Source organism: Streptomyces sp. MspMP-M5 (assembly GCF_000373585.1).
Lineage (GTDB): Bacteria > Actinomycetota > Actinomycetes > Streptomycetales > Streptomycetaceae > Streptomyces.
This window is the reverse complement of the sequence record NZ_KB891853.1, coordinates 320,191-339,781: the sequence shown is the minus strand read 5'-3', so window position 1 is coordinate 339,781 and position 19,591 is coordinate 320,191. Positions and strand designations below refer to the sequence as shown.

The following is a 19,591-nucleotide window of genomic DNA, read 5'->3' as shown; positions in this document are numbered from 1 at the left end:
AAAATCCTGGAACGACGCCAGCCGCATCATGCGGGACAGCAGTACACCGCCTGGCATCAGGCAAGCAGGCCCCACACCGTCCTGGCGCGTCGGACAAAAAGTCCTGGAAACAGCAACGAGCTGGGGCCCGCACCAGTGCGGGCCCCAGCTACCTGCTACGCGTCAGCGTCAGGCAGGAACAATGTTCTCCGCCTGCGGGCCCTTCTGGCCCTGCGTGACGTCGAAGTTCACCTTCTGGCCTTCCTGAAGCTCACGGAAGCCCTGGGTGGCAATGTTCGAGTAGTGGGCGAAGACGTCGGGGCCGCCACCCTCCTGCTCGATGAAACCGAAACCCTTTTCCGCGTTGAACCACTTCACGGTACCGGTAGCCATGTCAAATCTCCTTCGGGGCAGTGCCTGGGGGGCCCGCACTGCGCGAACCCCGGCGTCGCCGCGATGATTGCCCCGTCCGGAAAACAGCACCGGAAATATAAAAGCGCCCGACGGCATAAAGCCATCTAAGGCGCTATGGGAACCACAACTGCAACTGGGATCAACAGTAGCACGGCGTGAGCGAAAGCGGGAGGGGGTGGAGTGACTGTGCAGAGGGGGGACCCAGCGGCACATCAGCGGGTGGCGCTGGACCGGTTCGCGAACAGCCCGGACGCCGAGGGACTCGTAGTGAGTGGTGTTCCCGGCCTGATCCGTGTAGCTCGTGCAGTTGCCCTCGCCGTCATACGTCCAGTTCTCCCCGGACGCGTCCGGGTGGAGTGGATACGTGCCGTCAGCCGGCAGTCTGCCGTCCATGCCAGCCGCGTGGTGGCGCCCAGGGGGTCGGTGAGGGCGATGACGCGCCCGAAGGAGTCGCGTTGACAGCTTGTCCGAGCGCTGGCCGGACCAACGGTGCTGAGCACCCGGCCCGCTTCGTCGGAGGAAAGGTGAGTGACGTGTCCCAGCGCGTCGGTGACCGAGGTGAGGTGGCCACGGCTGTCGTAGGTGTACCGCGTGGTGGCGCCGGTGGGATCCACGACGGCGGTGCGGTTGCCGCGTGAGTCGCACTCCTGCCGCCACACCGCGCCGTCCGGCGCTGTGACCTCCACGGGTAGGTGCAGGTCGGAGTAGGCAAGTGGTTGGCGCTGCCGAGGGCGGCTCGGACCAGCTCATCCGCTCCTACGGGCATGACGAAAACGGCAACCTCACCACCGTCACCAACTCCACCGGAGCGGTTACCCGGTTCGAGTACGACACCGAACACCGCATGACCGCCTGGGGGGACTCCAACGACTCCCGCTACGAGTACACCTACGACCACCGCCCTCGGTAACATCACGCACTACCGGTGGACCCGGAAGGGAACCTCGCAACCCGCATCAATCCGGACGGTACTCGGGAGTCCTGGACCTACGACGGGGAGGGCAACCGCACTGCACACATCGACGCCCTGGGCCAGGTCACCACCTTCGAATACGGCCATTTCGACCAGCTCACAGCGCGCACCGACGCTGACGGTGCACGCCATGAGTTCCTCCACGACACCGAACTCCAGCTGACGAAGGTCACCAACCCCCACGGGTTGACCTGGCACTACGAGTACGACGCGGCTGGGCGCCTGATATCTGAAACGGACTTTGACGGCCGCTCCCAGAACTATGCGCACGATGCGGCTGGGCGCCTGACCGCTCGCACCACTGCGCTGGGCCATTCCATCCGATTCCAGTACGACGCCCTCGGCCGGGTCCTGGTCAAGGATGTCGACGGCGCCCTCACCACGTTCACCTACGACGCCGCTGGGCGCCCCCTCCAGGTAACCGCTTCAGGCAACGAACTCACCTGGATACGCGATGAGTTCGGGCAGGTCGTTGCCGAGGTGTCGAATGGCCGCAGCACTGCCTTCACCTACGACGTCCTGGGCCGTCGAACATCCCGCACCACTCCCTCCGGCGCGGTGAGCCGATGGACCTACGATGCCGCGGGCCGACGAACTGGACTCGATGCCTCCGGTCATGCTCTGGCCTTCGCGCACAACGCGGTCGGCCAGGAACTCACCCGAAGCGTCGGCGATGTCACCTTCACCCACACCTACGACGTCCTCGGCCGTCTCACCGACCAGCACGTCACCTCGGCTGCCGAAACCATCCAGCGCCGGGCCTACACCTACCGCACGGACGGCAACCTCACCGGCATCGACGATCACCTCAACGGTGCCCGTCGCTTCGCCCTGGATGCCGTGGGCCGGATCACCACCGTCTCCGCCCACAACTGGACCGAGACCTATGCCTACGACACCGCCGGAAACCAGACCCACGCCACCTGGCCCGACCGCCACCCGGCGCCCGAAGCCCGGGGCGAGCGCGCCTACACCGGCACCCGCATCAACCGCGCCGGAGCAGTCCGCTACGAATACGACGCCGCCGGCCGCACCACCCTCCGACAGAAGACCCGCCTCTCCCGCAAACCCGACACCTGGCTCTACGCCTGGGACCCCGAAGACCGCCTCATCGCCTGCACCACCCCCGACGGCACCACCTGGCGCTACACCTATGACCCCCTCGGCCGCCGCACCGCCAAACAACGCCTGACCGACGACGGTGAGCACGTTGCCGAGCAGGTGGTCTTCACCTGGGATGGCGCCACTCTCTGCGAAGAGACCACGATCGTCCACGGATGCGCGACGCAGACCACCCTCACTTGGGACCACCAGGGTCTGCGCCCCCTCGCGCAAACGGAACGCATCTTGGCGGCTGATGCCTCGCAAGGGGAGATCGACTCCCGCTTCTTCGCGATTGTCACCGACCTCGTCGGCACGCCCACGGAACTCCTTTCCGAAAGCGGCGACATAGCCTGGCGCACCCGCAGCACCCTCTGGGGCACCACTGCTTGGTCCCGCGAAGCCACCGCCTACACGCCCCTCCGTTTCCCCGGCCAGTACTTCGACGCGGAAAGCGGGCTCCACTACAACTTCCACCGCTACTACGATCCCGGGACGGGACGCTATCTGAGCCCGGACCCCCTGGGTTTGAGCCCCGCGCCGAACCCGCTCGCCTACGTTGACAACCCACATCACTGGACCGACCCGCTCGGTCTGGCCCCCTACCGCGATCTCTACCACGGGACTACGAAGTCCGGCGCCGAAGCGATCATCAAGAACGGCGTCGGTCCGACCCACAGCAAACGGAACATGGACTTCGGAAAGGGGGCTTCTACACGACGGAGAGCCGCACCCAGGCGGAGGAGTGGGCTCAGAACATCGCGGGACGCACTCCTGGCGCCGAGCCCGCGGTTCTGCACTTCCGGGTCTCTCAGGGGGACCTGGACAAGCTGAACAACAAGACATTCGACGGGTCGAGCAAGGAACTCGACGACTTCCTACGCAATTCCCGGACGGGTGGTCCGATGCACAACTACGACACGGTGGAAGGCCCCATGCTCCGGAACCTGAAAGGGTTCCTCAAGGAGGGGAAGCCGGCCAGGCTCACTGGTCACCAGATCGCCATCTACACCTCCGGAGGCGGCAGCAATCTTCAACAGCGGACTACGAGGGATCCTCTGACATGGCCGGACCCAGATACCTTGTGCACACCGTTCCCGAGACTGAGGAGTATCTCGACGACATCGCCAATGACATGGTGACCAGGTTCCGCATCCCGCTGGCCGAGGCGGTCGCACGTATCAATCGCCACTGGGAGGGGAAGACCTTCGACTCCGAGGACGACCTCATCTTCCACGAGATGCCAGAGTTCTGGGCGGACCTCCTCTACTACGGCGCAGAGGTCCCCTATTGGGATCCCGACGCCGATCGGTCGAAGTGGAACCCCATTCCCGCCCCTCCGGCCGATTCGTCTGCCTGGACGCTCTGAGCGCATCCGTGTCCACAAGGTCACAGGGCAATACACCGAGCCCTCGATGCTGCGCCCTCGGCGCACTGTCCTGGCCCTCGAACTTCGTCACTCGCTTGGGAGTTGACTGGTGTTGTAGGCGCCTTCGCCGTGACTCTGCTGCCGAGGCGGCCTGGCAGGCCGGAACCCGACCCTTCGGGTGTGCAGAGGGTGTAGCTGGACCGCACCCATTCCTTGTGCTCACTGGCCCTGCCAGGAGGCGTTCTGATCTCCTGACACTTGGCCCAGTAGTGGGCCAAGTAGAAGATCTAGGGGGAGAATTGAAGCCAGTCAGCGCAATCGCCGCATCGCTCGCCTTAGCCGCCGTTCCGATGGTGGGCGCCACCACCGCGCACGCGGACCAGGCCGCGCCGCAGAAGGTGACCACCAAGGGCGTCGGCGCACAGAACGTTCTGTCCTGCACCACCGATACCCCGGACGGGCGTGAGGGGTGGGCTCGGTGCAGTAACAACACCGCGCAGGTCGTGGCCTTCCGGGCCGTGGTGGTGTGCGGGATGGCGCCGGATGTTTATGGGGACTGGGTGACTCTCAACCCTGGCCAGTCCGGCGCATCGGGCAGGAGGTGCGGGATCGCCTCCACAGGCGTGGGCAGTGTCTCGTGGGAAGAGGGCTGACCAGCCCGGGCTGATGTGAGCGCGTGGGGGCCGGCCTTTGGTCGGGCCCCACTGCTGCTTGGGGTTTTCCGCAGGGTGGCGAACAATCCTCCCTGTGAGCCCGTTTTCTGCTCTTTGGACTGGATGCGCTGCAGCGTGAAAACCCAGGTGCCCGGACCATGGCCACAGCCTCCTCCTCTGCCGGGACGCAGCAGCCAGTTACCCACTGTCACCTGCATCCGGCAGCCGCCCGGCTGCGGCAGCCTTGCCCGCCGCGTGGGAGCGCTGCTGGCAAGCCCTGGAGCAAGCGCTGGGCCCGGTTCCGGTCGACGCGCCCGTGGCGGCGCGGGTGACCGCCGGACCGTCCCGGCTGCTGGATCCCCGCTGGATCCGGTCGGCGGAATCCGGGTTTGCGCAGGTCACTGCGGAGTCGTCGATGTTCCGCTTCGCGATCGTGACCTGGATCGAACGCCCCTATCATCGGCGTCGCCGCCAGGCACGCCTGGCCCGATTGACCCCCATCGAGTACGAGACCACCATGGCCCCACCCGCAGTCCTGGTCGCATAAACCCCGCTGTCACCCGATCATGCAGCAGTCCCTATGCGTGCAGCACAGCATCCCGATCCGATCTACCTGTAACGGCCCCGGCACAGGACGGCAGGTGCGTACCGTGGCGTGGGCCTGCCCGTTGCTGCTGATCGAAGGAGTCTTGTGCATACCCCCTCCGCCGCGCGGTCTGTTGTTCTCCACCACCTTGAGTACGGTCAGGGGGAGGGAGTGGTGCTGGTCCACGGGGTGGCCGGCTCCATCGCGACCAGCTGGGGGAGTCTGCCGGAGCATCTGGCCGAGCACCATCGCGTCATCGCCATCGACAACCCCGGTTCCGGCCGTAGTCCGCTCCCCGGTGGTCCCCTCCACCTGGACCAGCTCGCCGACGGCATCGCTCTGACAGCAGAGCGCGCCGGTCTCGAGCGCTATACCGTCGTCGGCTACTCGATGGGCAGTGCCATCGCCGTACGGCACGCCACCCGTCACCCCGCCCGCACGGCCGCACTCGTACTGGTCGCCGGCTTCGCCCGGCCGGACCGTCGGCTGCACCTGGCGCTGCGCATCTGGCGGGAGCTGCTGGAAGCGGATCCTCGACTGCTCGGCCGTTACCTCATGCAGCTCTCCTGCGGCCCTGCCGCCCTTGCTCAGCTGGACAGTGCGGACATCGACCGCATCGCGGAGGAGACGGCCACCGGGCTGCCGCCGGGCACACGACAGCACATTGACCTCGCTCTGGGGCTCGATGTCCGCGCTGACCTTCCGCGCATCGATGTGCCCACGCTCGTCGTTGCCGCGTCCGAGGACATCCTCGTCGCCCCCAGCCACTCCGACGAGCTCGCTCACGGCATCAGGGGGAGCCGGCTGGTCCACGTACAGGCCGGCCACGACGCTCCTGCGGAGCAGCCCGCGGCCATCTCCGCCCATATACGCGCCCTTGTCCGGCAATGACCGGATGCCCTGCCCTCGCCGATACGGGACTTGCGAGATGCGGTTCGTCATCTTCTCCAGGCCGTGGGCAGGGAGGGCTGGACGGTCTCGGGGAGCGGTTACGGTGTCCCCCGCCAGGGGCGGGGCACAGCGTGCCAGGCTGCGCCCCGGCTCCGTACAGATCCGAAGTGAGCGCGAGCAGGGACGACACGTCGGCGAGCGCATCGTACGCGCGGAGTGCCGGCCTGCGGCAGGTCGGTCGTTGACTGGTCGGCCGTCAGTTGGCGGGACGCGCCCTGAAGTCGCCCGGATCGTGGCGGAAGGTCCGCCGGTAGGTGCCGGGGGATACCCCTACGGCGGCGCGCAGGCGCTGGCGCAGAGTGGTACCGGAGCCGAAGCCGGCATCGATGGCCACCTGGTCGATGGGGAGGTCGGTGGTTTCCAGCAGGTGGCGGGCGCGGGTGATGCGCTGCTGGAGGATCCACTGGGCCGGGCTCATGCCGGTTTCGTCGCGGAAGCGTCGGGTGAAGGTGCGTACGCTCATGCGTGCGTGCCGGGCGAGGTCCGGTAGCGCGAGGGGCTCGGCGAGGTGGTCCAGGATCCATTGCCGGGTCGGCCCGGTGGTGCTGCCGGTGGTCTCGGGTACGGGGGTTTCGACGAACTGGGCTTGGTTGCCCTCTCGCCAGGGTGGCACCACGCAGCTTCTGCTGGCGCGGTTGGCCACTTCGCTGCCGTGGTCGCGGCGAACGATGTGCAGGCACAGATCGAGTCCGGCGGCGCCGCCGGCGGAGGTCAGGATGGTGCCGTCATCGACGTAGAGGACGTCAGGGAGCAGTTCGACGTCGGGAAAGAGTGAACGGAAGTGCTGGGTGTAGGCCCAGTGGGTGGTGGCCGGGCGGTTGTCGAGGAGACCTGCCGCGGCGAGTACGAAGGATCCTGTGCAGATGGTGACCAGGCGGGTGTCGTCTGCGATAGCGGTCAGGGTGTGGGCCAGGGCCGGTTGGAGGGATCCGTCGTGGATGGCCGGTGAGCCGTTGGGGGTGGGGATGACGACGGTGTCGGCCCAGGTCAGGGAGTCCATGCCGTGCGTGGGGTGGATCCGGTAACCGGCGTTGGTGCTGACCGCTGCGCCGTCCAGTGTGCAGGTGATGACCTCGTACAGGCACTGGCCGGTGCTGTCCTTGGCGGCGGCTAAGACTCGTTCCGCTATGCCCAGGTCGAAGGGGGTTACCCCCTCGAGGGCGAGGACGGCGACGCGGTGGGGTTGGAGAGGCTCTGCTGACATGGCCCAGACCCTTCATTTTTTGGCCCGGCGTTGCTCGCGGGCGTACTGGGAAATGCGGCAGTGTTCTTTGTGAGGCGAACACCGCAGCACATCGATACACAAAGTGGCAGTCGGACAGGTTTTTCATCGAGAGTTCATCGGGTCTTCTTCGGAATGGAGTGAAGCGATCCCGCTCAATGGCGCCCGTGGTGGTCGCCGGGGTGGCGCTCTCGCTTTCCGTGAGGGCCTTGAGGGGGAGGGCTCGACGTTCTTTCGTTCAACGCTGGACGGAGCGTGTGTCCGTTATGCGAAGAGGTGAACGCGCGAACCGCTTCGCGTAGAGCATTGCGCGGCACTCAAGGCTGCGTCGCCAAGCTGCCGCGATCGCGTCAAGTCGTTCACTCCTCGCCTCTTCCCGTCCGATATTCCAGGCGTGGTCATGGCGATGGCGCCTGAATGATCAACGATCCTAGCAATGCAGTGGGTGTCTGAACAGTCTGTTCGAATTCTCCGGCTGATTAATTGGCACCGTGTGCGCAGTTTCGATACAAGGGAGAATGATCACTACATGTCCAGTTATCTCCGAATGATGAAAAAGGCGGTCACCGGTGACCCGGATACCGTGTTCGTCTTTCTCTGCAATTTCGAGGTGGAGCGGGACTGGGCGGAGAATTACATTGGTTTGCCTGGGCCTCAGGTGTCCGGCACGGATGAGACCGTGCAGCGCATGGAGGAGCTTGGCGCACTTCTCGGAGCGGAGAGTGATTTTCTGCTGGTTCAGAATCCGCTCGATTCTTCATTCCGCGATTACGCCGCAGCCCTCGGATTGACGCCGCCGACCGAGCTGGTGCCTGAAAAACGCCCCGAAGGTGCAGGGACGGCCGCCGCGGTTCTCTCCTCGCCGCAACTCCTCGCCCGGTTGCGGGAATTGGGGGAGGGCGGGGCGTACCTCATTCCGATGGGCACCTCGCCGGAGGTGCAGAAAATAGCCGAAGAAACCGGGCTGCGCCTGGCGGGCGCCGGGGCGGATATCGCCGAAAAGGTCAACAGCAAGATCTACAGTCGCCGGGTCACCGAGGAACTGGGGCTGCGCAGCATCGCAGGCCGGTGCTGCGAGAACATCGGGGAACTGGCTGATGCCTTGGACTGGGGGCTCGCTGATTCACCTGCCGTCATCGTCAAGGAGGCATACGGCGTCTCCGGGCGCGGCCTCATCGTCATCGACAGCCCCAAGAAGGCGGATCGGCTGCTGCGGATGGTGCGGCGCCGCGCCGCACAGTCGGGCTCGGACCGCATCGACGTCGTCGTCGAACGCTTCCTGGCCAAGAAGGCCGATCTGAACTACCAGTTCGTCATCGGCCGCGACGGCTCGGTGCACTTCGACTTCGTGAAGCAGGCCCTCACGGAGAACGGTGTGCACAAGGGGCACCTGATGCCCGCTGGACTGACCCCGCAGCACAGCGCGGAGATCGAGCAGGCCGCTCACACCATCGGCGCCCGCCTGTTCGCCGACGGGTTTTTCGGCGTCGTCGGCGTGGACGCCATCCTGGGCGCCGACGACCTCATCTACCCCGTACTGGAGATCAACGCTCGTCTGAATATGTCCAGTTACCAGGGCAGCGTCATCGAACTTCTCGCACCCAGCGGCAGCGCCGTGCTGGCCAAGCACTACCCGCTCCGGCTGGACCGGCCCCTGGCGTTCGAGGACATCCGCACCGCGCTCGGTCCATATGACGGCCTTGACGAGGACGCCACCGGTCTCGTCATCAACTGCTTCGGCACCGTCAACGCCCAGGCTCATGTCTCTCCGGCCGGTTTCGACGGCCGTCTCTACACCCTGCTGTTCGCCCCCGACAAGGAGCGACTGCTGCAGCTCGACACGGCAGCCACCGAACGGCTGGCCTGCCTCAGCACCAAGGAAGGCGCCTCACGATGACCGAGACACACACCTCACACGCCAACGCAGCCTCGGGCCAGGAACGCCACTTTCAGGGCGTGCCGGTCTCCGAGATCGCTGAGACCTTCGGCACCCCGACCTACGTCTACGACAGCAGCACTCTGCGCGACAGCTACCAGCACTTGCGGGACCTCCTCCCGTCCTCGGTCGACATCTTCTACTCGCTGAAGGCCAACCCGAACATCAGCATCTGCGGCTACCTGCACTCGCTGGGCGCCGGGGCAGAGCTGTCCTCCCGCGCCGAGCTGGAGACCGCCCTGCGAGCCGGTGTCGCGCCGCGCGACATCATCTTTCTCGGTCCTGGCAAGACCACCGAGGACCTCCAGGCTTGCCTGGATGCCGGCATCCACGCCGTCGTCTGCGAATCCCTTGAGGAGCTGCACCTGCTGGATCGGCTCGCGGTCGAGCAGCAGCTGACCGGTGTGCGAGCCATGCTGCGGGTCAACCCCGACTTCCACACCAAGGGTTCGGGCCTGGCGATGGGCGGTAAGCCCCGGCAGTTCGGCATTGACGCCGACATCCTGCGCTCCGCCGCCCCCGAGATCGCCCGGCTCCGCGCCGTAAGGGTCAGCGGCCTGCATGCCTACATGGGAACCCGCTTCCTCGACCACAGCGACGTCGTGCACAACACCGAGCAGATCCTCACAACTGCGGAACGACTCAGCGAGGGCCTCGGCATCACCTTGGAGACGCTCGACTTCGGTGGCGGCCTGGGCATCGCGTACTTCGACAACGAGAAGGACCTGGACCTCGAGGCGCTGACGGCCGGACTGGGTGAGGTCCTCACTCCCTTCACCGCGCGCCACCCGCGGTGCCGCCTGATCATGGAGCTCGGCCGCTACCTCACCGCCCCGGCCGGCACCTACGTCACCCGCGCGCTGTATGTGAAGGAATCCCTCGGCGAGGAGTTCGTCGTGGCCGACGGCGGCACCAACCACCACATGGCTGCTGTCGGTATCGGAAGCTTCGTCAAGCGGAACTTCCCGATCACCTCGCTCACGCACTACAAGGCCCCGGCCACCCGGCGATACACCCTGGCCGGCCCGCTGTGCACCCCCAACGACGTCATCGGCAAGCGCGTCGCCCTGCCACCGGTCCAGGCCGGCGACCTCATCGGCGTCGAGCGCTCCGGAGCGTACGGCCCCAGCGCCTCACCGGTGAACTTCCTCAGCCACGGTCACCCGGCCGAGGTCCTGGTGCACAACGGCGCCGCCCGCCTCATCCGCCGCCGCGCCACCCTCGAGGACCTGCTCGAACCGCAGTACCTGATCAACCTCTGAAAGCGCCCCGTGCCAGGTCGCCGCACCACGCGACCGACATCCCCGCTTCCCACTCCGGACGACACCGTCCGTCTCATGAAGGAGCAGCCATCATGCAGCGCACCGATGCCATCACGGCCATCGAGACCGCTCTCACCGAGGTCCTGGACCGCGAGGTGACCGGTACCCAGCAGAGCACTCGCCTTTTCGAGGACCTGCACCTGGACTCCACCTCTGTTCTGGAACTGCTGATGTCCCTGGAGGACTCGGCCGGAATCGAGGTCGACCCGGAGGAGATCGACGCCGACGACTTCCAGACCATCGGTACGCTCACCGACTTCGTACTCGCCGCGACCGGTGCCCCGGCCGGTGACCCGGTCGCGGCCGCTGCCCACTGAAGCGGGAGACCGCCATGGCAACCCTGACCGCCACCCGGCACGTACTGGCCCCGGCCCGACGCCCTGCCCCCGACATCCCCGGCCTGGCCGACTACCACACCGACCTGGTCCGGCCCTATGGCGTGAGCTTCGACGAGGAACGGTGGGCAGCCGGGCCCCAGATCGGATTCCCCGACCTGGCGGACGAACTCCTCGACACGGACGAGGACGACACCGCCCCGGCCCCCGACCTGATCGTTGTGGCCTACGCCCTTCCCGACCTCCACCCCTTCATCACCACAGCCTCCTACCTGAACCACCGCTTCGGCGACCGGGCCAAGAGCTTTGCCGTCTCCGAACAAGGACTGCTCGCCCCCTTCACGGCCCTGCAGATCGTCTCGGCCTATCAGCGCAGAGGTCGCTGCCGGCACGCCGTCATCGCGGTGCTGGAGCAGACCACGCTGCCCACGTACGACCCGCTCGTGCACGACACCGGACTGATCGACACCGGTGTGCTCCTGAGCCTCGCCGCCGACGGCGACGGTGACCCGCACGTCCTGCGCGCCGGCACCGAAGGCCAGACCCTCGGCGCACTGCACACGCTGCTGGACGACCCCGAGCACGGAGCCACTCTGCTCGTCACCAGTGAACGGACCCAGCCCCCCACGACCACCAGGGCGGACATCCACCGCACACGCTCCGACACCTACTGCACCGGAGTATGGCTCGAACTGAGCCAGCGGCTGCCGCAGTGGCGTCAGCAGTACGAAACGCTCGTCCTGCACGACGCCGACCCACGCTCAGGGGCTCGCGCCTCGGCCGTCATCGATCTCACAGGGCGGCGCACCTCATGGTGACCGCACCGGCCGCCCGGCCGACCCCCGCTGAGGCCCACCACGCGGCTTCCGCGGGGGCGGCCGGCGGCCCGGCTGCCGCCATGCCCAGCGTCGGCATCGACCTGCTGTACCTCGACGAACTGGACGGACTGCTGCGGCGACCCTGGTTCCTCAGCTACACCTACGCCGAGGCCGAATTGAGGATGGCCGACACCCTGGGCGATGAACGCAGACGCGAGTTCCTCGCCGGCCGCTTTGCCGCCAAGGAAGCCGTCCTGAAGGTCCTCGACTGCGGCTTGTTCGGCGAGGTCCTGCCCCGCCACATCGAGGTGCACCGCGCCGCCTCCGGTCGCCCCGACCTGCGGCTTACCGGCAGCGCCCGCCGCCGCAGCACCGCCCTGGGCTTGGCCGGCATCACCCTCACCCTCACCCACAAAAGAGACGTGGCCGTGGCTCTCGCACTCGGCCACCCGAAAAGGAGCCTCACATCGTGACCGCCTCCAGCACCGCCCCGGACACTGCCCCCGCCACCGGGACACTGCCGCCGGACTGCCTGAGCGTCACCCTGCGGGTGCGCATCAGCGCAGGCGACGTGCACTACGGCGGAGATCTCGTGCCCGGGGCCCGCATCCTGGAACTGTTCGGCGACGCCGCCACCGAGCTGACCATCCGCACCGACGGCGACGAGGGACTGCTGACGGGCTACACCGACGTCGCCTTCACCGCCCCTGTGCACGCCGGCGACTTCCTGGAAGTATCCGGCACCCTCCAGCGCCACACACGCCTGCGCCGCACCATCGCATTCGAAGCCCGCAAGGTGATCGCCGCCCGGTACCAGGACGGTGCCAGCAGCGCGGCCGTCCTGAAAGAGCCCCAAGTGGTCTGCCGGGCCACCGGCACCAGCGTCGTCCCCATGGCCAAGGCACAGGCTGCACGCCGCGTCGGGTGACGACGGCCCGGCCACGCCCAGAACCGACCGACCAGGAAACGCTGATGAGCGAGCTTGATAGCGCCACGCAACCCCCCACCGTCGACGCTCCCCGAGAGCACGCCCAGGCCGACGCCAACCGCACTGCCGGCCTCAACAAGATCTCCCGCCTGCCCTGGGTCTGGATCGTGACCGTCGTGTCCTTCCTGGCCCTGACCGGCTCTTCAGGATTCCGCGCGGTCCCCGGCGTGATGATGGATCCGCTGCACATGGAATTCGGCTGGAGCCATGCCTCCATCGCCACCGCGGCGTCGGTCAACATGGTCCTCTACGGAGCGGTCTCCCCCTTTGCCGCCTCCTGGATGGAGAAGTACGGCATCCGGCCCGTGGTCACCACTGCCCTTCTCCTGATCGCCGCCGGCAGCGCGCTGCCCACCTTCATGACTGCCCCCTGGCAGCTCACGCTGTACTGGGGTGTCCTGGTGGGAGTCGGCAGTGGTGCTATCGCCCTCGCCTTCGTCGGTACGGTCACCAACCGATGGTTCACTCGCCGCCGCGGCCTGATAACGGGCATTCTGACCGCCGGAAGCACCGCAGGACAGCTACTCTTCCTGCCCCTTCTGGCCTGGCTGGTGGACAACACCAGTTGGCGCATCGCCTCCTTCACCGTGGCGGGCGCCGCCCTGGCGGTCGTTCCACTGATCATGTTCTTCATCCGAGAACATCCCAAGGACGTGGGCCAGCGCCCCTTCGGCGAGGACCCCGTGACCTCGACGAAGGACGACACCATCGAGGTACCGGAAGCGCGTCAGGCCACCTCGGAACCTGAGTACAACCCCCTGGGCGTCACCGGTGCGTTCCGCGTGCTGTTGGCGGCCGGCCGCACCCGGCCCTTCTGGATGCTTTTCTCGGGCTTCGCGATCTGCGGCGCGACCACCACCGGACTGGTACAGACTCACTTCATCCCGGCCGCCGGCGACCACATGATGCCGCAGACCACGGCGGCAAGCCTGTTGGCCATGGCCGGCCTCTTCGACCTGGTGGGCACCGTCGCCTCCGGCTGGCTCACCGACCGCTTCAACGCCCGCGTCCTGCTCTTCGCCTACTACGGCCTGCGCGGTGTGTCTCTGCTCGTGCTGCCCTCCCTGTTCGCCAAGACCGCCACCCCCAGCATGCTGCTCTTCGCGATCTTCTACGGCCTCGACTGGGTGGCCACCGTCCCGCCCACCATGGCGCTCTGCCAGGAGCGTTACGGCTCCGCCTCTGCCGTTGTCTTCGGCTGGCTGTGGACCGCGCACCAGGTAGGTGCGGGCGCCGCGGCAATCCTGGCCGGCACAGTCCGCGACCAGCTGGGCGATTACGCCATGGCCTGGTACGGCGCAGGAGCGCTGTGCGTCCTGGCCGCCTTCCTGGCCCTCGCCATCGGCCGCAACACCACACCCACGCCCCGTGCCGCCCCGTCGCGCCCCAAGGAAGCCGTATGAACCGCATCGCCACCATCGAAGCCGTCGAGTCCTTCCTGCCCGACCGCTCCCACACCATCGAGGAACTGGCCGGCTCCCTGGGCCTCAAGCGTGCCCAGGTCCGCCTGCTGCAAAAGGTGCACGGCCTGCACCGCATTCGCCAGGACCCCGACGCCGGCCTCCTCGACCTGGTCCTGCCTGCGGCCCGGCGCGTGTTGCAGCGCGTCTCCGATCCCACCGACATCCGATACGTGCTCTACGTGCACTCCACACAGGAAGTCACGCCTTCACACCTCGACGCTGCTGCCTTGATACGCGACGCTCTCGACCTCCAGCACGCGGCTTCCTTCGCAGTTACTCAGCAAAACTGCGCCACCGCCCTGGCCGCGATCGAACTGGCAGGCACTTTGCTGGAAGACGAAGGCGACCCCTACGCTCGCGTGCTGATCATCACAGGCGACAAGGCGTTCACCCCCGGCAACCAGCTGCTCTACAACACCGGAGCCCTCATGGGAGAAGCCGGCGCCGCCCTGCTGGTCGCCTCCCCGGACGCAGCCGGCGACCGCGTCCTGTCCTACGCCACCAAGACCATGGGCCAGTACTCCGGGGGAGTCCTGCTGTCGCCCGAGGAATCCAAACAGTACGGTCGCGACAGTGCCCGCGCCCTGGCCGACGTGATGCGGGAAGCAGTCCAGCGGGCAAAGCTGACCTGGGAGGACATCCACTGGGTCATCCCCCACAACGCGCCCCTGACCGAAACCGTCACGCTCCTGGGCATCGACCCGAAGCACGTCTACCTGGAAAAGCTGGCCGAATACAGCCACTGCTTCGCCTCTGACGTGTTCATCAACTACACGGAACTGCGCGCCTCCCACCGGCTTCAGCCAGGTCGCCATTACGTCTATGTCGCCTCCGGACTGGGAGCCACCTACTCCTCCATGGTCTTCCAGCACCAGGCTCCCGCCCCGGCCCCCCTCACCGCGGTCTGATACCTCCATCGGCCGCCCAGGACCCACGAGATTCGCTTCCTGTTTGTAGCCGGCGAACCGAACGGTGCTGAAGCACTTGGGGGCGTGGCGGTGACCAGGCGTAGACGGAGGCGACGTCGTGCCACCGGAAGACGAATCGCGTTCTGAGCCGGAGCAACAAGGAGCCGGGCGCATCCCGCATGGTGTGCGGGGCGCGCCCGGCCTGGTTGCGGCGGGTGGCTACGGTGTGGTGTCCGTCTGGGAGCTGGGCGAGCCGGAAGGTGCGCGGCCGGCGGTGTCCTGCTCGGCGACTCCGTCCATGCGGCCCCGGTGCGTCCAGCACGTCGCCCGGTGGGCGCGATCCGCCTCGCGGCATCGGCGCCGACGTTGTCGCACTCGCTTTCCTCAACAGCGCACAGTTGCTTGCCTTGATCACTCCGTCGAGGCGGAGAGCGCATCTCCGAGCATGCCGCCCCAGAGAGCCTGTGGCGTGCCCGGTGAGTGTGCGGCAGGCATTTGTGGGGCTGGTATGCGCTCTGTCGCTCCCGCCGCTGACCGTCCTACGATCGTCACTTCGCGTACGAGGGCGGGGGCTGGACATGGCGGCAGGGGGATCGGCGTCGCGACGGGCGCAGGAGGCGCGGCGACAGGAGCGGCTGCTGCGAGAGCAGTGGCAGGCGGCCCGCCGGCAGGCCCGCCAATGGGAAGCGGCAAGTGAGGGCGAGCGACGCGTTGCCGCCCAGCTGCTCGTGCTGACCGCGCGCGGATGGCGACTGCTCGTGGACCGGCGCTGGCCGCGAACGCGCACATCGAACGCGGACATGGTGCTGGTGGGACCCGGCGGTGTCTTCGTCGTCGACGTAAAGAACTGGCACTCTGCCCCAGAGGCCGCGGACGGAAAACTGTGCGCCGGAGGCGAGCCGCGGGACGACCAGGCAGCCAGGCTGCTCGCTGTCACGAAGGCTGTCGAGGGCGCGGTGGCATCCCTTGGTATGTCCCCAGTGGCAGTCCAGCCCCTGATGGTGTTCGCAGGACAGCGCATCGATGCCGGCCTTGGCCGGATACGACTCCTGGGGGAGCAGGAAACCGGTCCCGCGCTGCTGTCACAGCGGCTCAGGCTACGGCCGGAGTCGGTCCGCGCCATCGCCGATCATCTGGAGCGGGTCTTCCCGGACTACGAAGGGGCGGCGGTCACCCAGCAGGCGCTGCCGGCGTCAGAGCGGCCGCAACACGACGCCCCTGATGGACTGTTCGACCTGCAAGGGCTGCGCGACGCCGTCTTGGAGGAGGGGATGCGGGCGCCGATCGAGCAGTGGATGACCTTCCTGCACCCCGACCAGGTCGCGCTGGTGCGCCGCAACTGGTCGGGTCCGGCGCGTGTCAGCGGCCCGGCGGGTACCGGCAAGACGGTGGTTGCCCTGCATCGTGCCGCTTACCTGGCCAGGCGCACGACCGGTCGCATCCTGTACGTCACCTTCGCCAACAACCTGCCCCGCGTGCAGAGTACGTTTCTCACGACCATGGCTCCGGCCGTCGCTGACCGGGTGAACTTTCGCAGCCTGCACTCCTGGGCACAGGAGTTCTTGCAGGAGCGCGGCGTCCCGGTGAGGCTGCACGGTGACAAGGCGGAGACCGCCTTCAGCCTCGCCTGGAAGCATGTCGGGCGCGAGAGCCGGCTGGTCGAGATCGATCCGGCCCCGACCTACTGGCGTGAGGAGATCGACTACGTCATCAAGGGGCGTGGCCTCACCACGTTCGAGGAGTACGCAACCGTCCCCAGGCGGAGGAGGAAGGCGAGCCTGCGCCGAGCCCATCGGCAATCCGTGTGGGAGCTGTACGAGGCATACGAATCGCTGCGCGGCGAGCGCGGTGTGCACGACTTCAACGACGTCCTCTCGCTCGCCCTCACCGAAGCAGCACGCCACCGTGACCGGCCTTTGTACGAGGCCGTCATCGTGGATGAGGTTCAGGACCTCACCCTTGTCGGAGTACGCCTGCTGCACGCGCTCGTTGGCGACGTGCCCAACGGCCTGCTGCTCGTCGGCGACGGCCAGCAGGCCGTATACCCAGGTGGCTTCCGACTCTCCGACGCGGGCATCGACATCCGCGGCGATCGCGGGCAGGTGTTGCGCACCAACTACCGCAACAGCAAGCAGATCCTGGACACCGCTCTCACCGTCGTGGCCGACGACGCGTTCGAGGACCTTGACGGCCTGACCACGCCAGGCCGTCGTGACGTCGACCTCACTTACCACGATGGGCACGTGGTCCGGGTCACCAGGCCCACGGTGGACGCTCACGACCAGGAACTCCTGGACGCCTTGCGGGCCCTGCCCGATGGTGCGCGCGCCGACACCGCGCTCCTGTGCCCCTCTATGCGGGCCATCGGGCACTACCAGCGCCTGCTCACCCAGGCGGCCATCCCCGTGTGCCTGTTGGAGCACTACGACGGCCACCCCGTCGACGCGGTCAAGCTAGGCACCTACCGCAGGGCCAAGGGCCTGGAGTTCAAGAACGTCTTCCTGCCTCAGCACGACACGACGCTCCCACGCGAGACGCCGGCTGACATCGCCGACGGCACAAAGACGCCAGAGACGGCTCAGGAACGCGAGCAACTGCTGCGCAGCCAGCTCTTCGTGGCCATGACCCGGGCTCGCGACCTGCTCTGGCTCGGCAGCATCGGCAGGTAGCGGCCAGGGCGCCAGCGCAGCACTCACCCAGTCCCCCTTTCTGTTGGAGTACGAGCCGCAGCAGAGGGCGACTTCGAAGGAGCGCTGGGCCTGCTCGGCATCAAGTCGCGCCTGGCCCGCACCAAGTGATTGCGTCCAACAGGGCGGGCGCCTTCATCGCCTGAGCGACGGAGTAGTCGCAGGTGTTGACGCGAACGGAGTGATCCCGGTGTTGTCGCGGCGCGGCCCATCTCCACAACACGTCAAAAGACCTCTGAGTCGGAGGACCGTTCTGGCTGGTAGCCCTGTCGCCGCAGAAACGGCAATCGCAGACGCCAAGGTCCATCGACCCCGCACCGCTGCTCCGCGTAGCGGGTCACCTCTTCTGCACCCGCCGTACGTAGCCATACCGGCGCCTACCGCGATGTGCCATTGCCCGCCTTCCTGGAGCGGGAGATCGAGGCGCATCTGCGGCGTTGGGGCGTCACCCCGGTGGGTGGCCGGGACGTGCTCTTTGCCCGGCGCGGAGCGGCGGTGGGCACCATGCCGACGGCGACCACCTACGGCCCCGGCTTCCGGCGGGCGGTGCGGGCGGCCGGCCTCCTCGGTCGGGACCGGGCTCCCCGGTACACCCCGCACACCCTGCGTCGCTTTGTCTCCGCTTGGTTTCCGTGTGGCGATTGACTTCAACTGAGTCGTTGTCCGGCGTTGAGCTCGGCTTGTTCGGTCTTGGCGGGCGTCTCCTCGGCCCTGCGCTCAGGCGCGGTGAGCAGCGCGAAGCCCGCCACCAGGGCGGCGAGAACGGCGGAGGCCGGCGCCAGCCAGAGCACGCCGGCGACGGAGAGCACCGCGCCGCCGATGCCGGCGCCGAGCGCGGTGCCGACGTAGTTCATCGACCCGTTGAGACTCAGTGCGACGGTGGCCACGTCGCCACCGGCGACGAACACCCGGCTCTGCTGGGGGATGAACAGCGCGGATCCCATCAGACCGAGGATGAACAGGGCCACCAGGGTGGGCATGAACCAGTGTTGGACCACGGCCAGCAGGGCCGATCCGAGGGTGACGATGCCCAGTCCGGTGGTGAGCACGGTCAGCGAGGAGAACCGGTCCGCGAACTTACCGACCAGCCGGTTGCCCAGGAAGAAGCCCGCACCGTAGATCAGCAGCGCCTCCAGGATCGCGTTGCTGCTGCCCGAGGTGCTCACTCCGACGATGGCCGCGGAGTAGGAGGAGATCAGGAACGTCGGCGCGAGCACCAGGGCGCTCACCGCGAGCAGGATGAGGATGCGCGGGTTCACCAGCACCGCGAGCCTCTCCCGCATCGTCGTCGCGGGCAGGGTCATCGATGGCATCGCGATGCCCGCGGCCACCGCAGCCAGGGCGGCCAGCGCGACGATCGTCCAAAGGGTGCCGCGCCAGCCCCACATCTGGCCGATCAGCAGCCCGAAGGGTACGCCGAGCACCGCAGCCAGGCTCGGTCCGGCACCGATCACCGCGAAGGCCCGGGCCCGCTGCTCGGGCGGGGCCAACACCCCGGCCACCGCGAAGGCGTTGGCCTGGAACGCCGCTGCGCCTAGCGCCGCGACGATCCGGCCCACCAGCACGAGCCCGTAGGTCGGTCCCGCGGCCTGAAGCACCATCCCGACGAGGAAGACGATCATGCCCGCACCGATGACGACGCGCCGATCCATCCGACCCGTCAGGGTCGCGATGACGGGCGAGCCGATCGCGTAGGCGACGGCGAAGGCGGTGGTGAGCTGACCTGCGGTGGACGTACTCACCGCCAGGTCCTTGGAGATGTCGGGGAGCAGTCCCGGCAACACGAATCCATCGACACCGAGCACGAAGGTGCCGATGGCCAGGATGACTAACCGCCAGGTCGACGCTGAATTCGATGAGTTTAAAATCGTCACATCGGCGACGCT

The 19,591-nt window shown here is 67.3% G+C and carries 17 protein-coding genes and 2 pseudogenes; 16 read left to right on the top strand and 3 right to left on the bottom strand.

The window, feature by feature from the left end; all coding sequences use genetic code 11:
* Positions 1-168: 168 nt before the first annotated feature.
* Entirely contained in the window at positions 169-372 is a 204-nt protein-coding gene (locus tag B073_RS0101520) for a cold-shock protein (protein WP_018536328.1), read from the bottom strand.
* Positions 373-1,105: 733 nt separating this feature from the next.
* On the opposite strand from B073_RS0101520, the gene B073_RS48975 reads away from it, so the two are divergent.
* The 7 genes and pseudogenes from B073_RS48975 (at position 1,106) to B073_RS0101495 (ending at position 5,966) form a co-directional block, all read left to right on the top strand.
* Positions 1,106-1,303, top strand: coding sequence for an RHS repeat domain-containing protein (locus tag B073_RS48975; protein WP_051093879.1), 198 nt, complete (start codon positions 1,106-1,108; stop codon positions 1,301-1,303).
* Positions 1,304-2,668: 1,365 nt separating this feature from the next.
* Positions 2,669-3,301 (top strand): annotated as a pseudogene (locus B073_RS49200) (RHS repeat-associated core domain-containing protein); the annotation flags it as partial.
* A complete protein-coding gene (locus B073_RS49195; protein ID WP_420706415.1) occupies positions 3,226-3,609 on the top strand; it encodes a hypothetical protein in 384 nt (127 codons plus the stop codon). The pseudogene B073_RS49200 and the gene B073_RS49195, both read left to right, overlap by 76 nt.
* Complete coding sequence (locus tag B073_RS38810) at positions 3,531-3,836, top strand: hypothetical protein (protein ID WP_018536327.1); 306 nt, start codon at positions 3,531-3,533, stop codon at positions 3,834-3,836. The genes B073_RS49195 and B073_RS38810 overlap by 79 nt, the downstream gene beginning before the upstream one ends.
* A gap of 299 nt (positions 3,837-4,135) precedes the next feature.
* The gene (locus B073_RS0101505) at positions 4,136-4,489 is read left to right on the top strand and encodes a hypothetical protein (protein WP_018536326.1); all 354 of its coding nucleotides are present in this window, start codon (positions 4,136-4,138) and stop codon (positions 4,487-4,489) included.
* Between the two features lie 421 nt (positions 4,490-4,910).
* Positions 4,911-5,036: pseudogene (locus tag B073_RS47025) on the top strand (IS3 family transposase); the annotation flags it as partial.
* Between the two features lie 213 nt (positions 5,037-5,249).
* A complete protein-coding gene (locus B073_RS0101495) occupies positions 5,250-5,966 on the top strand; it encodes an alpha/beta fold hydrolase (protein WP_234024961.1) in 717 nt (238 codons plus the stop codon).
* 256 nt (positions 5,967-6,222) lie between these two features.
* Here B073_RS0101495 and B073_RS0101490 read toward each other — a convergent pair whose 3' ends face one another.
* Entirely contained in the window at positions 6,223-7,230 is a 1,008-nt protein-coding gene (locus B073_RS0101490) for a GlxA family transcriptional regulator (protein ID WP_018536323.1), read from the bottom strand.
* A gap of 547 nt (positions 7,231-7,777) precedes the next feature.
* On the opposite strand from B073_RS0101490, the gene B073_RS0101485 reads away from it, so the two are divergent.
* The 9 genes from B073_RS0101485 to B073_RS0101445 all read left to right on the top strand — a co-directional run bounded on the left by B073_RS0101485 (position 7,778) and on the right by B073_RS0101445 (position 17,687).
* Positions 7,778-9,145 carry an ATP-grasp domain-containing protein gene (locus B073_RS0101485; RefSeq protein WP_026246942.1) on the top strand — a complete coding sequence of 456 codons (1,368 nt, stop codon included), beginning with the start codon at positions 7,778-7,780 and terminating at the stop codon, positions 9,143-9,145.
* Positions 9,142-10,446 carry a diaminopimelate decarboxylase gene (lysA, locus tag B073_RS0101480; protein WP_018536321.1) on the top strand — a complete coding sequence of 435 codons (1,305 nt, stop codon included), beginning with the start codon at positions 9,142-9,144 and terminating at the stop codon, positions 10,444-10,446. The genes B073_RS0101485 and lysA overlap by 4 nt, the downstream gene beginning before the upstream one ends.
* 92 nt (positions 10,447-10,538) lie before the next feature.
* Positions 10,539-10,823 carry a phosphopantetheine-binding protein gene (locus B073_RS0101475; RefSeq protein ID WP_018536320.1) on the top strand — a complete coding sequence of 95 codons (285 nt, stop codon included), beginning with the start codon at positions 10,539-10,541 and terminating at the stop codon, positions 10,821-10,823.
* A gap of 14 nt (positions 10,824-10,837) precedes the next feature.
* Positions 10,838-11,659 (top strand): hypothetical protein, encoded by an 822-nt coding sequence (locus B073_RS0101470; RefSeq protein ID WP_018536319.1) that lies wholly within the window; start codon positions 10,838-10,840, stop codon positions 11,657-11,659.
* Positions 11,653-12,132, top strand: coding sequence for a holo-ACP synthase (locus B073_RS47455; RefSeq protein ID WP_018536318.1), 480 nt, complete (start codon positions 11,653-11,655; stop codon positions 12,130-12,132). Before B073_RS0101470 ends, B073_RS47455 begins: the two co-directional genes overlap by 7 nt.
* A gap of 44 nt (positions 12,133-12,176) precedes the next feature.
* Complete coding sequence (locus B073_RS47450) at positions 12,177-12,587, top strand: hotdog fold domain-containing protein (RefSeq protein WP_063740833.1); 411 nt, start codon at positions 12,177-12,179, stop codon at positions 12,585-12,587.
* A 44-nt stretch (positions 12,588-12,631) separates the two neighbouring features.
* Positions 12,632-14,050 (top strand): MFS transporter, encoded by a 1,419-nt coding sequence (locus tag B073_RS0101455; protein ID WP_018536316.1) that lies wholly within the window; start codon positions 12,632-12,634, stop codon positions 14,048-14,050.
* Positions 14,047-15,018 carry a 3-oxoacyl-[acyl-carrier-protein] synthase III C-terminal domain-containing protein gene (locus B073_RS0101450; protein WP_018536315.1) on the top strand — a complete coding sequence of 324 codons (972 nt, stop codon included), beginning with the start codon at positions 14,047-14,049 and terminating at the stop codon, positions 15,016-15,018. Before B073_RS0101455 ends, B073_RS0101450 begins: the two co-directional genes overlap by 4 nt.
* Before the next feature lie 578 nt (positions 15,019-15,596).
* Positions 15,597-17,687 carry a nuclease-related domain-containing DEAD/DEAH box helicase gene (locus tag B073_RS0101445; protein ID WP_026246938.1) on the top strand — a complete coding sequence of 697 codons (2,091 nt, stop codon included), beginning with the start codon at positions 15,597-15,599 and terminating at the stop codon, positions 17,685-17,687.
* Positions 17,688-18,352: 665 nt separating this feature from the next.
* On the opposite strand, the gene B073_RS38795 is transcribed toward B073_RS0101445, so the two are convergent.
* Complete coding sequence (locus B073_RS38795) at positions 18,353-19,579, bottom strand: MFS transporter (protein ID WP_267881342.1); 1,227 nt, start codon at positions 19,577-19,579, stop codon at positions 18,353-18,355.
* Between the last annotated feature and the right edge of the window lie 12 nt (positions 19,580-19,591).

Bases quoted from the DNA above. Each gene is read 5' to 3' on its own strand.
- B073_RS0101485 (WP_026246942.1), top strand. From the start codon at position 7,778: ATGTCCAGTTATCTCCGAATGATGAAAAAGGCGGTCACCGGTGACCCG.
- B073_RS0101470 (WP_018536319.1), top strand. From the start codon at position 10,838: ATGGCAACCCTGACCGCCACCCGGCACGTACTGGCCCCGGCCCGACGC.
- B073_RS0101455 (WP_018536316.1), top strand. From the start codon at position 12,632: ATGAGCGAGCTTGATAGCGCCACGCAACCCCCCACCGTCGACGCTCCC.
- B073_RS0101490 (WP_018536323.1), bottom strand. From the start codon at position 7,230: ATGTCAGCAGAGCCTCTCCAACCCCACCGCGTCGCCGTCCTCGCCCTC.
- B073_RS47455 (WP_018536318.1), top strand. From the start codon at position 11,653: ATGGTGACCGCACCGGCCGCCCGGCCGACCCCCGCTGAGGCCCACCAC.
- lysA (WP_018536321.1), top strand. From the start codon at position 9,142: ATGACCGAGACACACACCTCACACGCCAACGCAGCCTCGGGCCAGGAA.
- B073_RS0101475 (WP_018536320.1), top strand. From the start codon at position 10,539: ATGCAGCGCACCGATGCCATCACGGCCATCGAGACCGCTCTCACCGAG.
- B073_RS0101520 (WP_018536328.1), bottom strand. From the start codon at position 372: ATGGCTACCGGTACCGTGAAGTGGTTCAACGCGGAAAAGGGTTTCGGT.
- B073_RS0101445 (WP_026246938.1), top strand. From the start codon at position 15,597: ATGGCGGCAGGGGGATCGGCGTCGCGACGGGCGCAGGAGGCGCGGCGA.
- B073_RS0101450 (WP_018536315.1), top strand. From the start codon at position 14,047: ATGAACCGCATCGCCACCATCGAAGCCGTCGAGTCCTTCCTGCCCGAC.
- B073_RS38810 (WP_018536327.1), top strand. From the start codon at position 3,531: ATGGCCGGACCCAGATACCTTGTGCACACCGTTCCCGAGACTGAGGAG.